This is a genomic window from Cronobacter universalis NCTC 9529, assembly GCF_001277175.1.
GTDB lineage: Bacteria > Pseudomonadota > Gammaproteobacteria > Enterobacterales > Enterobacteriaceae > Cronobacter > Cronobacter universalis.
In genome coordinates this window covers 210,672-224,739 of the sequence record NZ_CP012257.1, presented here as the reverse complement: position 1 = coordinate 224,739, position 14,068 = coordinate 210,672, and the positions used below count along the sequence as shown (strand labels likewise).

At 60.5% G+C, this 14,068-nt stretch carries 13 protein-coding genes and 4 tRNA genes; 4 read left to right on the top strand and 13 right to left on the bottom strand.

What is annotated here, in order from left to right; genetic code table 11:
- Window positions 1-13 precede the first annotated feature (13 nt).
- Genes trbF through AFK65_RS01000 form a run of 4 tightly spaced genes read left to right on the top strand, consistent with a single transcriptional unit; the run spans window position 14 to window position 3,235 of the window.
- Entirely contained in the window at window positions 14-718 is a 705-nt protein-coding gene (gene trbF, locus AFK65_RS01015; protein ID WP_007704357.1) for a conjugal transfer protein TrbF, read from the top strand.
- Complete coding sequence (trbG, locus tag AFK65_RS01010; protein WP_038858346.1) at window positions 715-1,707, top strand: P-type conjugative transfer protein TrbG; 993 nt, start codon at window positions 715-717, stop codon at window positions 1,705-1,707. The genes trbF and trbG overlap by 4 nt, the downstream gene beginning before the upstream one ends.
- Before the next feature lie 2 nt (window positions 1,708-1,709).
- A complete protein-coding gene (locus tag AFK65_RS01005; protein ID WP_038858348.1) occupies window positions 1,710-2,993 on the top strand; it encodes a TrbI/VirB10 family protein in 1,284 nt (427 codons plus the stop codon).
- On the top strand, window positions 2,990-3,235 hold the full coding sequence (locus AFK65_RS01000; protein WP_007704353.1) for a DUF2274 domain-containing protein: 246 nt from the start codon (window positions 2,990-2,992) through the stop codon (window positions 3,233-3,235). The genes AFK65_RS01005 and AFK65_RS01000 overlap by 4 nt, the downstream gene beginning before the upstream one ends.
- A gap of 1,109 nt (window positions 3,236-4,344) precedes the next feature.
- Here AFK65_RS01000 and AFK65_RS00995 read toward each other — a convergent pair.
- The 13 genes from AFK65_RS00995 to rfbA form a co-directional block, all read right to left on the bottom strand.
- Window positions 4,345-4,620: a hypothetical protein gene (locus AFK65_RS00995; protein WP_007704351.1), complete on the bottom strand. Its 276-nt coding sequence runs from the start codon at window positions 4,618-4,620 to the stop codon at window positions 4,345-4,347.
- A gap of 185 nt (window positions 4,621-4,805) precedes the next feature.
- A tRNA-Pro gene (locus AFK65_RS00990) sits at window positions 4,806-4,882 on the bottom strand.
- A 36-nt stretch (window positions 4,883-4,918) separates the two neighbouring features.
- Window positions 4,919-5,004, bottom strand: a tRNA-Leu gene (locus AFK65_RS00985).
- Between the two features lie 22 nt (window positions 5,005-5,026).
- A tRNA-His gene (locus tag AFK65_RS00980) sits at window positions 5,027-5,102 on the bottom strand.
- A gap of 54 nt (window positions 5,103-5,156) precedes the next feature.
- A tRNA-Arg gene (locus AFK65_RS00975) sits at window positions 5,157-5,233 on the bottom strand.
- A gap of 103 nt (window positions 5,234-5,336) precedes the next feature.
- Window positions 5,337-6,722: a bifunctional threonine/serine APC transporter ThrP gene (gene thrP, locus AFK65_RS00970; RefSeq protein WP_007704344.1), complete on the bottom strand. Its 1,386-nt coding sequence runs from the start codon at window positions 6,720-6,722 to the stop codon at window positions 5,337-5,339.
- A 227-nt stretch (window positions 6,723-6,949) separates the two neighbouring features.
- Window positions 6,950-7,690, bottom strand: coding sequence for a lipopolysaccharide N-acetylmannosaminouronosyltransferase (gene wecG / locus AFK65_RS00965; protein ID WP_007704342.1), 741 nt, complete (start codon window positions 7,688-7,690; stop codon window positions 6,950-6,952).
- 15 nt (window positions 7,691-7,705) lie between these two features.
- Window positions 7,706-9,067 (bottom strand): ECA oligosaccharide polymerase, encoded by a 1,362-nt coding sequence (wzyE, locus tag AFK65_RS00960; RefSeq protein WP_007704340.1) that lies wholly within the window; start codon window positions 9,065-9,067, stop codon window positions 7,706-7,708.
- Window positions 9,064-10,140, bottom strand: a complete 1,077-nt coding sequence (locus AFK65_RS00955) for a TDP-N-acetylfucosamine:lipid II N-acetylfucosaminyltransferase (RefSeq protein WP_038858351.1) — start codon at window positions 10,138-10,140, stop codon at window positions 9,064-9,066. The genes wzyE and AFK65_RS00955 overlap by 4 nt, the downstream gene beginning before the upstream one ends.
- The gene (gene wzxE / locus AFK65_RS00950) at window positions 10,137-11,387 is read right to left on the bottom strand and encodes a lipid III flippase WzxE (RefSeq protein ID WP_007704335.1); all 1,251 of its coding nucleotides are present in this window, start codon (window positions 11,385-11,387) and stop codon (window positions 10,137-10,139) included. Before wzxE ends, AFK65_RS00955 begins: the two co-directional genes overlap by 4 nt.
- A gap of 1 nt (window position 11,388) precedes the next feature.
- Window positions 11,389-12,519: a dTDP-4-amino-4,6-dideoxygalactose transaminase gene (rffA, locus tag AFK65_RS00945; protein WP_038858354.1), complete on the bottom strand. Its 1,131-nt coding sequence runs from the start codon at window positions 12,517-12,519 to the stop codon at window positions 11,389-11,391.
- A 5-nt stretch (window positions 12,520-12,524) separates the two neighbouring features.
- A complete protein-coding gene (gene rffC / locus AFK65_RS00940) occupies window positions 12,525-13,208 on the bottom strand; it encodes a dTDP-4-amino-4,6-dideoxy-D-galactose acyltransferase (RefSeq protein ID WP_007704333.1) in 684 nt (227 codons plus the stop codon).
- A complete protein-coding gene (rfbA, locus tag AFK65_RS00935; RefSeq protein ID WP_007704332.1) occupies window positions 13,186-14,067 on the bottom strand; it encodes a glucose-1-phosphate thymidylyltransferase RfbA in 882 nt (293 codons plus the stop codon). The genes rffC and rfbA overlap by 23 nt, the downstream gene beginning before the upstream one ends.
- Window position 14,068 lies beyond the last annotated feature (1 nt).

The following is a 14,068-nucleotide window of genomic DNA, read 5'->3' as shown; positions in this document are numbered from 1 at the left end:
AAGGAGAACACCCATGCGATTCAAACGCCCGCAGGTGCGCTACGCCGATACGCCGCAGCCTGCCACCCCGTATCAAGCCGCCGCCCAGGTATGGGACGACCGTATCGGCTCGGCTCGCATGCAGGCCAAGAACTGGCGACTGATGGCCTTCGGCTGCCTAGTGCTCGCGCTGCTGATGGCCGGCGGCCTGGTGTGGCGCTCGGCGCAGTCCATCGTGACGCCCTATGTCATCGAGGTCGATCAGGCCGGGCAGGTGCGCGCCGTAGGTGAGGCCGCCACGCCGTACCGGCCCGGCGACGCGCAGATCGCGCACCACCTGGCGCGCTTCGTGACGCTGGTTCGCTCGCTGTCCATCGATCCCATCGTGGTGCGGCAGAACTGGCTCGATGCCTACGACTACACCACCGACAAGGGCGCGGCGGTGCTCAACGACTACGCCCGCACCAATGACCCATTCGCCCGCATCGGCAAGGAATCGGTGACGGTGCAGATCACCAGCGTGGTTCGCGCCAGCGACACGTCTTTCAACGTGCGCTGGACAGAGCAGCGCTACGTCAACGGTGCGCCCGCCGGCACCGAACGCTGGAACGCCGTGCTTTCGACCGTCCTGCAAACCCCGCGTACCGAACAGCGCCTGCGCAAGAACCCATTGGGTATCTACGTCAACGGACTGTCATGGAGCCGCGAACTGGATTCTTCCGAAGGAGCCAAACCATGAAACTTCGTTTCCGCCTTTACGTTTTTCCTTTGACGCTGCTGGCCCTCGCGGGCTGCGCCTCGCAGGGCAAGCCGCCGCCGTCCATCTCGCTCGACGAGCCGGTGCTGGCCCAGCCGTTGCCCGAACCGCCCAAGCCCGTCGAAGTCGTCGCCGTCCCTGAACCGCTGGCGCTGCCAGCGCAGTTGAAGCCGCTGCCGGAAGTCGATGAAGCCCCCGCTGCGCCGGAGCCGGCCGACGAAAAGGTGCGCGTTTCCCGTGCCAATGCAGAAGCGCGTATCGCGCCTACCCGTGAGGGCTACGTCAACGCGATTCAGGTGTGGCCGTTCACCGATGGCGCGCTTTATCAGGTCTATGCGTCGCCGGGGCGCGTGACGGTGGTTTCGCTTCAACCGGGCGAGGAACTGGTGACGGTCGCCGCCGGCGATACCGTGCGCTGGATCGTGGGCGACACGTCCAGCGGCGGCGGGGCCGATCTGCGCGTCAATGTGCTGGTCAAGCCCATCCGTTCCGGTCTGAAAACCAATCTCGTCATCACCACCAGTCGGCGCACCTACCTGCTGGAGCTGACCTCGACCGAGAAGGCATGGATGGCGTCGGTATCCTGGGACTACCCGAAAGACCGGATGCTCGCGTTGCAGCGCCAGGCGCAGGCTGCGCAGGCGACAACGCCTGTCGATACGGGCCTGTCGCTGGACAAGATCCGCTTCCGCTACGCGGTATCGGGCAGCAACCCGCCGTGGAAGCCGCTACGCGCCTTCGATGATGGAGAGAAGGTCTATATCCAGTTTCCGGCCGGCATTGCTCAGGGCGAGTTGCCGCCGCTGTTTGTCATCGGCGCGCAGGGCGACGGGCAATTGGTGAACTACCGTTTCCGCGCGCCGTACTACGTCGTGGATCGCCTGTTCGGCGCGGCCGAACTGCGGCTGGGCGGCGACGGCGGCGACTTGGTGCGGATCGAGCGCACCGATGGCGTTGCGCGGAGGAACTGACCATGAGCCAGGATGACACTCCCGACCTTGCCGCGCCGCAGGCGGCGGGCAAGATCGCTCCCGAGGCGGTGGCGCTGCGCGCCCAGCCGCGCCCGGTCACGCGCCTGAATCGGCGCACGCTGGCCATCCTCGCCGGCGTCCTGGCGGTGGCCGTGCTCGGCGCGCTGATGTGGTCGCTGCAACCTCAGCGGCGCGGTGCGGGCGAGCAGACCGAGCTTTACAACGTCGATCGTGTCTCGAAGTCGGAAGGACTGGATGCGCTGCCGACGGACTACTCCAAGCTGCCGCCGGCGTTGCCGCCTGCCGTTCCCGAACTGGGGCCGCCGCTGCCGGGCGATCTTGGCCCTGCCATCGTGAAGTCGCAGCAGCCGGCGACGGCCGCCTACGCGGCCCCCGGCCACGACCCGAACGATGCTCTGCGCAAAGAAGCCGAAGCGGCCGCGGCCTCGTCCGTGTTCTTCCGCTCGGGAGGGCAGAATGCGGCGCCGGTGGCGCAGACACAGGTGGCCGCTGCGCCGGGCTTCGCCGCCAATGCGGCGTTTGACCCGCTGGCGGCCGGGCCGGCCTCCACGGCGGCCCAGCCTGCTGACCCGACAGCGGTGCAAAACCGGCAAGACCAGAAAGAGGCTTTCCTGAAAGGTGGCTCCACTGAAACCCGTAATTCCGGCAATCTGACCCTGCCAACTTCGCCGTATCAGGTCATGGCCGGAACGGTGGTCGCAGGTGCCTTGGTGACGGGCATCAAGTCGGACTTGCCCGGCGACGTGATCGCCACGGTGACGGAGCCGGTCTATGACACAGCCACCGGGCGCTTCCTGCTGATTCCGCAGGGTTCGCGCATCCTGGGCAAATACAACAGCCAGGTCAGCTACGGGCAGAGCCGCGTTCAAGTCGTCTGGAACCGGATCATCCTGCCGGACACGTCTTCGCTCACGCTCGACAACCTGGCCGGCACCGACCCAGCCGGCTATGCCGGGCTGGAGGACGATGTGGACTACCACTGGGGCCGCATCTTTGCCGGTGCGGCACTCACCACGCTGCTGGGCGTCGGTGCCGAGCTGGCCGCGCCGGAGAACCGGCAGGATGGTGATCGCGTCATCATCGCTGGGCGCGACAGCGCGCAAGACAGCATCAATCAGGTCGGCCAGGAGATGACCCGGCGCAACCTCAACATTCAGCCGACCTTGACGCAACGACCGGGCCTGCCGGTTCGCATCATCGTCAACCGGGATCTGGTGCTGCGGCCGTACCAACCGCTGTTCTTCAACCGGGGGACTTCACGATGAGCACGACCAAGAAGCTGCGGCTTGGCCCGCTGCCGAAGACCGAGAGCACCAAGCTGACTTTCGTTTGCCCGACCAGTTTAAAAGCCGACCTCGACCGCTACGCCGCGCTACACGCGCAGGCGTATGGCGAGGCAGTCGATGCGGCGACGCTGATCCCGCATATGCTGGAAGCGTTCATGGCGGGCGATCGAGGATTCAGGAAGGGCACGGCGACCCGCAGCGCACCACCGAAGCCGCCATGATTGCACCGCATACTATTCAACGGCATCCATCGAACGCGCAGCCCAGGCTGCGCGTTCTTCATTCTGGATGCCGCCGAGCCTGTTGGGCTATGATGATGCGACAGGCCCGCCGTTCCTCGGCAATCGAGCACTACACAGTGCGATGCGGCTTTCTCTCCCAAAGCTCCTATGTCGCTCCTAGCCGACGACGCCGCTCTTCTTCAAAGCGGCCCCGAAAGTAGCTAACCTACTATCCCATATACGGTTTCAAGCCCTTCTTGATTTGAGCCGAAGACTTGACACCGGCACTTTTTTGTCTCTGCGGTTTGAGAGATGTTGTTGTGCAGCAAGCAAATCCCCGGGAGCTTACATCAGTAAGTGACCGGGGTGAGCGCGCGCAGCCAGGGCAGCCACGGCGCGAAAGCCCCTTCGGCCTGTGGATCAGATTTCGTGGTGTGGCAAGGCGGCAAGTAAGCAAATCTCCGGGAGCTTACCTCAGTAAGTGACCGGGGTGAGCGCGCGCAGCCAGGGCAACCACGGCGCGAAAGCCCCTTCGGCCTGTGGGTCAGATTTCGTGGTGTGGCAAGGCGGCAAGTAAGCGAATCCCCGGGAGCTTACATCAGTAAGTGACCGGGGTAAGCGCGCGCAGCCAACACCGCCACGCCGCGAAAGATGATCTACAGGCAAAAAAATACCTGCCCGAGGGCAGGTATCAAAACAGGTCTGTTTGACAACAAATGTGGTGCTTCACTCAACGTTATGTCCATGGTGTTTGATGAGGCCGAAGCGACATCTGTCTGTGGACGATAAGCACCGTAAACGGCTCTGCGTCATTCCTAGGTTTATGAAGCCGAAGCGAACATAAGAGATGGAATGAGCATCTACACGGTTATTGTAGCATTTATCGTGCCAGGTATGCAGCGTTTGTCTGCAATAGCTAACCCCTTGTTTCATCGCCACTGTGACCGAGGCTGTATGTTGGTCTCCCAAGCAGGCGCCGCCATCAGGTGTCATCAAATGGCGACAGGGTTTGCAGACCTGGCATTTTTTCTAAACATATTAAAAACTTATATGTCTCCTGTGAGCGACAGGTATAACGCCAGGTGTCGCTAAACCCCGTCACCCGCCCGCTACATCAGTTTCACCTGAATATTTTCCTGAATCAGCAGGTCGCCAAGCGTGTTAGCGGCCCCGAGCGCGCTGTTGTGATAAACGTCAAACACCTGGCCGCCGGGCGTCTCGAAACCGCTTACCGACCAGATGCCTTCCGGCGTATTGAGCAGCTTCACCTCGCTGCCGTTATCGCCCGTAATGCGTAGCGGTTCGTGCGGCTCGTCTTTCAGGTTCAGCGCGTTATCGAGGTTTAGCGTCAGGCTCCCTTTTCCGCTCGTACCGGGAGGTGGCATTGATGATTAGTAAAGAAACAGATTAACCAGGATAAACGAACTTTGTGATCGGGATTACGGTGAGAGATATGAAACAGACAATGAGAAAGGTTGAAGAAAAATAAAAACAGAAGGAGAAATAAAACGCAGAGGTGAAACGTCAGACGGCAGAAAACAAAAAACCTCGCCGAAGCGAGGTTCAAAAGTGGTCGGCGAGAGAGGATTCGAACCTCCGACCCACTGGTCCCAAACCAGTTGCGCTACCAAGCTGCGCTACTCGCCGTATACTGCTTTTTGACTTTTTTGTTCAATCAAGTAGTGGTGCGAGGGGGGGGACTTGAACCCCCACGTCCGAAGGACACTAACACCTGAAGCTAGCGCGTCTACCAATTCCGCCACCTTCGCATCGCCACAAACTCTTAAATAATGGGGTGGCTAATGGGACTCGAACCCACGACAACTGGAATCACAATCCAGGGCTCTACCAACTGAGCTATAGCCACCACTGTATTCTTTCACGCGGTATTCAAACCACCGCAGCTCAAGCGCCGGTTAAATGGCGCGCCCGACAGGATTCGAACCTGAGACCTCTGCCTCCGGAGGGCAGCGCTCTATCCAGCTGAGCTACGGGCGCGTAGCGCCGTTGCGGGTGGGGATACTACGGACTTCGCGCCCTGCTGTCTAGTGCTTTTTTTGAAGAAAATGCGCGTTTGGTTATGCTTTGCGCATTCTGGTGGTTATCCATCCACTTTAGGGGTCGAACCGTACCGATCGAACCCGAAAAGCTTATAAATAACGCTCACCAGCGCCAGGAAAATCGCGCCGACAATGAGTGACATACGCGTATCGTCATTGAATCCCATGCCCACCAGCACGCAGACCAGAAACGCCATCGTCAGGTAATTCGCCCACGGGAACAGCACGGAGCGGAACGGATGCGCGGCAATCGCCGCCTGGTGCGTCTGACGGAAGCGCAACTGGCTAATCAGGATAACAAACCACGGCACCATGCCCGGCAGCACGCTGGCGCTGTAGACATAAACGAATACGCGCTGCGGATTCGGGATAATGTAATTGAGGCACGAGCCCACCAGCAGAATCACAATCGAGACCGCCACACCCGCCACCGGTACGCCGTTGCGTGAGACTTTCCCCATCGCCGCCGGTAACTGACGGTTATTCGCCAGCGCATAGAGCATACGCCCGCAGCTGTACATGCCGCTGTTGCACCCGGAGAGCGCCGCGGTCAGCACCACGAAGTTGATAATGCCTGCCGCTGCGGTGATCCCGATTTTCGCGAAAGTCAGCACAAACGGGCTGCCGTTGCTGCCGATTTCATCCCACGGGAAGATAGTCACGATAACGAAGATCGCGCCCACGTAGAAAATCAGGATGCGCCACAGCACTTTACCGACCGCGCTGCGCAGCGTCACCTGCGGGTTTTTCGCTTCGCCCGCGGTAATGCCAATCAGCTCAACGCCCTGATAGGACGCCACAACGATACAGAGCGCCGTCAGGAAGCCCTTCCAGCCGCCCGCAAAGAAACCGCCGTGCGAGGTAAGATTGCCAAAGCCAATGGCATGGCCGCCGTTGCCGAAACCAAAGAAAATCACGCCAAGCCCGACTACGATCATGACGATAATAGTGGTGACTTTAATCATCGCGAACCAGAATTCGATTTCGCCATACAGCCGCACCGCCGCGAGATTCGCCAGCGCGACCAGGCCCACGGCAATCAACGCGGGTATCCACTGCGCCATCTCCGGGAACCAGAACTGGACGTAAACCCCAATGGCGGTGATTTCCGAAATGCCCACCGCCATCCACATAAACCAGTAGGACCACGCGGTGAGATAGCCGAAGAACGGGCTCATGTAGCGATGCGCGTAAACGGCGAACGAACCGGTTACGGGCTCAAGGAAGAGCATTTCGCCCATTGAGCGCATAATGAAAAAGACAAACAGCCCGGCGATGATATAGGCCAGCAGCACCGACGGCCCTGCCCATTTCAGCGTACTGGCGGCGCCCATAAACAGCCCCACCCCGATAGTGCCGCCGAGCGCAATTAGTTCGATATGTCGGGCCTCCAGCCCTCGCTGTAGTTCCGGTTTATTCTCTGCCATAGATCCTCTGTGTTGTGTTTCACGTGCGTCCAGGTGAACCTGGTTATTGTGATGGTGAATGCCTGAGCCCCTGCGGGCAGCGTAAAACCCTGCCGCGTCCTGTAAAGGGGCGGGCGAATGGTTCCGCAATTTGAGAGAAATGGCAAATAATGCGTGGTAAAAATGCGCTTACTGCGCAATAAACCATCAGGAGAAAAACGGCGGCGTCGACGGACGCCGCCTGCGGATCACAGCTTGCCGGTGTAGTGCCAGCCCAGGTAGCGCAGCAGGCGCAGCTGGCGTTTGAGGCGGCTCGGCTGGGAGAGCAGACGATAAAGCCATTCCAGCCCGAGGTTTTGCCACCCTTTCGGCGCGCGTTTCACATGGCCGGTGAAGACATCGTAGGTGCCGCCCACGCCCATATAAAGGGCGTGCGGGTGGACGAGACGACAATCGCGCATAAAGATCTCCTGGCGCGGCGAGCCCATCGCCACCGTGACAATCTGCGCGCCGCTGTCGCGGATACGCGCAAACAGCGCCGCCCGCTCTTCCGGCTTAAAATAGCCGTCCTGCGCGTCGACGATATTCACCTTCCACTGCCGTTTGAGCTTTTCGATGGTTTGCGCGAGCACCTCAGGCTTGCCGCCCACCAGAAAGACCGGCGTGCCCTCGCGGCCGGCGCGCGCCATCAGCGCCTCCCAGAGATCGGCGCCCGCCACGCGCGACACCTGCGCCTGCGGGTACTTTTTACGTACTGAGCGCACCACGCTGATGCCGTCGGCATATTTAAATTCCGCCGCTTCAATCAGGCTGCGGACTTCAGCGTCGGCCTCCAGCGCCAGCATCTTTTCGGCGTTAATCGCCACCAGCGTGCCGTGACGCAGCGTACCGTCGGCATAGAGATAATCGAGCGCGTGTTGCATATCGCGCCACCCCAGCAGCGGCAGCCCGCGAAGCGTATAGACCGGGGCGGTAACCTGTTCAGACATCATATTCCTTTAACCTTAAAGCATTTCCGTTGGCGACAGCGGCGGCGCGCGGCGGCGGCGCGGATGGATAAGCCCCGCGTTATCCAGCAGCCAGTAAATCAGTTTCGCCACCACCAGACAGGCGCCGAAGACCACCATAAAAAAGACCACGCGCGACACGAACGCATCCAGCCCTTCGCGGGCCAGCACAATCATGTTGAAGATAGCGCCGAAGCAGAAGCTGTGCAGAATAGCGGCTTTATAGCGGTTCGGCTCGCGGTTGCCGCGCTCATACAGCCAGTCGAACCATTTGATGATAAGCCCGACCGCCACCGCGCCAGGCGGGATAAACCACACGCCGCCCATCACCACCAGCGAGCCGAGCAGCGTCGGGGAGATAGCCAGCCCCGAATGATTATTCAGCACTTCCCAGGTAAAATAGTTGGCGGTGTTGAGCACAATATGCGGCCGGTCCGGCCAGACCCACGACGGAATAAAGACGTAGAAATCGCGCGCAATCGGCGCCAGCCCCTGAAACTCAATATCGCCGTAGTGTTGCAGCAGCAGCGCCAGATTTTCCCACGGCGAAAAGGTGTCGCGCGTAAGATAAAGAAAGGTGTAAAACGCTTCGTCGCCGCTGACATTCAGCCCGTAGCGCTTCAGCGCCAGCCAGAACATCCCCACAATCCCCATTACGCCCGCCGCGGCCAGCATCCCCGGCGAGATCCAGCCGCGGATAATGCCGATAAACAGGAAAATGGCGAAGGTGATAATGATATTGGCGCGCGTGCCGCCGACAATCATATAGGTCAGCAGGCCAAACCCGACGGTGCTGACGAGGAAAAAGATCCATGCGCGACTGTCCTGGCGCAGGAAATAGACCACCAGCATCGCCGGAATAAAGAAGTAGAAAAAGCGCTTCAGCGCCACGCCGGAGACTTCGCTGGAGAAAATCTGGCTATAGGAGTGCAGCCGGAAGAGCAGAAAGCCGTTATGCATAAAGAAAATGCCGACGCTCACCAGGGCGACCGCCATCATCACTATCCACGCCAGATGGGTTTCGACGCGGTTCATGGTGAACAGCCCGCCGCCGGCGGATGAGGTCTGCGTCCTCGCCCGCAACCGTGTTTTATAGGTGACGTAATAGACCGCGTAGAAACAGCCCGCCGAAAGCAGCGCCTGCAACAATACTTCTGCGGGCACTACCGCCACGTTAAAGCGAAACACCAGGATGCTGGTCAGCGGAAAGCCGAAGAAAAACGTCAGCAGGAACAGCAGCGAGAAAAAGACGTTAAAGTTAAACCGCACCCGGCGGAACTCAAACCAGGTCAGCGTGCCGATAAACAGCGTCGCCAGCAGCCAGACGATAAACAGGCCGCTGAATTGCAGTAAGCTCATGCCACTTCTCCTGAAGCGATACGCAGCGCGCGGTGCCAGCCGGTCAGGTAGTTAGGTTTAAAGAACGCGATTTGCGATTTATCGACCATCTGCAACTGACGCTGCGCCTCGCGCACCGTCACCTCATTAAGCTTATCGCCGGTAAACAGCACTGGCAGATTTTGTTCCACCATATCCTGCCAGAACGGGTTCTCGCGGCTCAGCACGCACGGGACGCCCGCCTGAATCAGCAGGCACAGCGTGCCGATCCCCTGCTGGCGCGCAAAAATGAAATAGCCGAGATCGCACTGGCGCAGCAGCGTCAGATACGCGTCGAAATCGAGCTTTTCACGCAGCACGTTGAGGTTTTCCGGGCTGAACAGCGCCTGCCCGGCCCGCGTCACTTCATCGATCCACGCGTCGTTATTCGACGGGTATCCCATCGGCACAATCACACTGACGTTATCGCCGAACTGCTGATGCACCGCCTGCAACGCCGCGATATGGTCGTTGCTCCGATCGCCGGAGTTGCCCACCAGAATCGTCAGTTTTCCGTCGCGCTCTGGCGGCGGCAGTTGGTTTAACCCTTCATCCATGCGCGTCGGGAAGTAAAGCAGTTCCCCCGGCACGCCAGGATGGCGCTTCGCAAAGTGGCTGAGATCGCCGCGCGTGGCGAACACATGGCCTACGCGCCCCTGCGCCAGCCGGCGCAGCCGGTAAAAGAGCTGGAATTTCAGGCTGCGCGAGGCTTCGTAGAGATCCGCGCCCCAGATATGCCAGCTCACCTGCGCGGGCTTCAGCCCGCCGCCGAGCAGCGCCAGCCACAGCGGCGCATTAAACTGGCCGTGCAGGAAAAAGCGCTGCTGGCGGTTTTCACGCGCCAGCGCCACAACGGCGCGGGCGAGCGATTTTTTATCGGGATAAATGCTCAGCGAAAGCGCCGGGTACTGCTGGCCGAGTTGTTCATCGGCGCTCACCACCATAAAGCGGCGCGCCTGGTCGTTCGTATCGGCCAGTTCATTGTTAAAGAAACGCAGTACCGTCTGGTTATGATGGGGAATATCGGACCCCAGAACGTGAATCAATGCTGTCATGTCTGTCTGCGCCAGAGTAAAAATACGCCACAACAGAGGGCGAAATAGACAATATAGGTCGCCATATAGGCCTGGGCCGCCCCTGCCGCGCCGTGCGCCGGGATCAGCCAGTATGAAAAGCCGGTTAATAAAGCAAACTGGCTGACTTCCGTCAAAATATAAAAGCGCAGCGAGGCTTTCGCGATAATCAAATAGCCGAAGACGTAAGCGCCCACTTTCAGCACGTCGCCCACCAGTTGCCAGGCGAAGAGGTCACGCATGGCAGTAAACTGCGGCGAGAACAGCAGCCAGATGGCGAAATCCCGCAGCAGATACACCGCGAGGCTCGCCGTCGCCACCGCGGGCAGCACGAACTTCAGCGCGCGCCCGATTTCGCGGGTGATGTCGCGCTTCGCCTCAAGACGGGAGAGCGTCGGCAGCAGCCAGACGCTGAACGACGCGGTAATAAACTGTAAATAGGCGTCGGAGATGCTGCTCACCCCCTGCCAGATGCCGACGGCCTCCCACCCGTAACGGGCGGCCAGCAGGTTTCGCATCATCACATACGCGACCGGCAGCGTTACCGCCGTCATCAGGGCCATCAGCGTGAATTTACCGAGATGGCGCGCCAGCGGGCCGTCCCAGGAAGGTTTCAGGTAGCGCAGCGGCACATGCTCGCGCCGCATCAGCATCCAGACCGCCGGAATGGCCACCAGCGCAGGCACCAGCGCCAGACCCAGCAGCGCGCCTTCATACCCGCCAAGACGAAAACAGGCGTAATACGCCGCCACGCCGATAAGGCTGCCGATAATCAGCGCCAGCGCGTTGCCCGCCGCGTCGCGAAAGCCTTTGATAATCGCGAGCGTCAGGTTGGCCCAGGCGATCCCCATCTGGATGAAGGCCACCATGCGCACCACGTTTTCATAGCGAGCATGGCCAAACAGCCCCACGCTAATCGGCCCCGCCGCCAGCAGAAAAATCACCGCCAGTAACGTCGAGAAGCCCAGCACCATCGCCGATGCCGTACCCGTGACGCGCTGCAGCCCGGCGGCGTCATGCTGATGCTGCGCGACCAGTTTCGTCACGCCGTTGAAAATACCCGCCCCGGCCAGCACGCCGAGCACCGTAATCAGCTGGCGGAAATTCCCCGCCTGGCCGACGCCCGCCGGGCCAAACGCGACCGCCAGCAGTTTGACGACCACAAGCCCGGCGCCGATTTTGATAAGCGTGGACCCGGCGGTCCACACGGAAGCTTTAGCGAGCGACATATCAGCCGAAATAGCTCAGCAGCGTATTGATCACCGTGCGCTGATTGACCGGCGCGAGGTTAAAGAACAGCGGCAGGCGGAGCAGGCGTTCGCTCTCGGCGGTGGTGAAGCGGTCTTCACCGTGGAACTCGCCAAATTTTTCGCCCGCCGGACAGCCGTGCAGCGGAATGTAGTGGAACACCGCCAGGATCTCGGCCTCTTTGAGGTACGCGATAAGCTTGCTGCGATCGTCGATATCGCGAAGCTTAATGTAAAACATATGCGCGTTATGGCGGCAGGTATCGGGGATCGACGGCAGCGTGATGCGTCCGGCGCGCGCCAGCGGCGCGAGCGCGTCGTAATAAGTCTGCCACAGCGTCAGGCGCTGCTGGTTAATGCGGTCTGCCGCTTCCAGCTGCGCCCAGAGATAGGCGGCCTGCAAATCGGACATCAGGTAGCTGGAGCCGATATCGCGCCAGGTATATTTGTCCACCTGACCGCGGAAGAACTGGCTGCGGTTGGTGCCTTTTTCGCGAATGATCTCCGCGCGCTCAATCAGCGCCGGATCGTTAATCAGCGTCGCGCCGCCTTCGCCGCCGGCGGTGTAGTTTTTGGTTTCATGGAAGCTAAAGCAGCCGATGTGGCCGATAGTGCCGAGCGCGCGGCCTTTATAGGTCGACATCACGCCCTGCGCGGCGTCTTCCACCACATAGAGCTGATGCTTCTCGGCAATCGCCATAATGGCGTCCATCTCGCAGGCCACGCCCGCGTAATGCACCGGCACGATGGCGCGGGTCTTGTCGGTGATGGCCGCTTCAATCCGCGTTTCATCGATATTCATGGTGTCCGGGCGCACATCCACAAAGACAATTTTCGCGCCGCGCAGCACAAAGGCGTTAGCGGTGGAGACGAACGTAAAGCTCGGCATGATCACTTCATCGCCCGGCTGGATATTCAGCAGCAGCGCCGCCATCTCCAGCGACGCGGTGCAGGACGGCGTCAGCAACACCTTCGGGCTGCCGAAACGCTGTTCCATCCACTGCTGGCAGCGGCGGGTAAAACCGCCGTCGCCGCACAGCTTGCCGCTGCTCATCGCAGACTGCATATAGTCGATTTCCGTGCCAACCACGGGCGGTGCGTTAAATGGGATCATGATAGTTACCTGTATAACCAATAAGCGGTGCTTTCGATGTTGCCGCCGCTGGCAATATAGCGGCGCAGCGCGGCGCGGTTGCCCGCCTGCGTCGCGACCCGCAAGGTGTAAAGCCCGCGCGTGACGCACCACTGGCGCGCCGCCTGCATCAGGGCTTCTCCGGCGCCGCGACCGGCCAGCAGGCCGATGCGGGCTTCTTGTTCGTTAAGCGCGCGCAGCGTGACGAAACCGCGCAGCGCCCCCTGCGGCGCGCGCAGGATGAGACATTCGTGGTCGAACGCGCCTTTTACCGCGTTTTCGACCCACTGCGCGTAAAACCGTCCGCTGGCGTCAGGCGCATACCAGGGCGCGCGAAACCGGCTCATGGCGAACGCCTCCGCCGCCGCGTCGCGCAGCAGCGGGATATCGTCGGGCGTGGCGGTCGTTATCTGCGCGTCGCGCGCGGGCGCATCAGGCGTGAGCGTGAGCGCGAAATCCACTTCGCCCTCCACCAGCTGAAAGCCGAGCTGCGCCAGGCCATCCAGCAGATCGCAGCGGGCGGCGTGCACTTTCGCCTGCACGCGCGACCAGCCGTCTAATTGCGCCACGTCTAACGCCGGCGCGGTATCGGAGAAACGGACAATCGCGCTGTCGATGCCGAAAAACCGGCTCTCCCACTCCAGGGGTTCAATACTGGCGCGGACGTGCACGGAGCAGCTCCAGCAGATACTGGCCGTAGCCGGTTTTGGCGAGCTGCTGCGCGACGCGTCGAACGTCGTCGTCATTGAGCCAGCCATTGCGCCAGGCAATCTCTTCCAGACACGCGATTTTAAAGCCCTGGCGTTTTTCGACGGTTTGCACGAAGGTGCTGGCCTCGATCAGGCTGTCATGCGTGCCGGTATCAAGCCAGGCGAAACCACGGCCCAGCAACTCAACGTTCAGCTTGCCTGCCTCCATGTACATCTGATTAATGGAGGTGATTTCAAGCTCGCCGCGGCTGGAGGGTTTAACCTGTTTCGCGTATTCCACCACGTTGCTGTCGTAGAAATAGAGCCCGGTCACGGCCCAGCGGGATTTCGGATGCGTCGGTTTTTCTTCGATGGAAATGGCGCGGAAATTGTCGTCAAACTCCACCACGCCGAAACGCTCAGGGTCCATAACCTGATAGCCGAACACTGTCGCGCCTTCGGTTCGTGCCGCGACGTGGCGCAGTTTCGGGCTAAAGCCCTGACCAAAAAAGATATTATCGCCCAGCACCAGGCAGGAAGGACCGCCCGCGAGAAACTGCTCGCCGATAATAAACGCCTGCGCGAGGCCATCCGGGCTCGGCTGCACGGCGTACTCCAGCGAAATCCCAAACGCGGAGCCGTCACCCAGCAGGCGCTGGAAATAGATCTGGTCTTCAGGCGTGGTGATAATGAGCACTTCGCGGATCCCCGCCAGCATCAATACCGACAGCGGATAGTAGATCATCGGCTTGTCGTAGATGGGCAGAAGCTGTTTGGAAACGCCGCGAGTAATAGGATGAAGGCGGCTGCCAGAGCCGCCCGCCAGAATAATGCCTTTCATG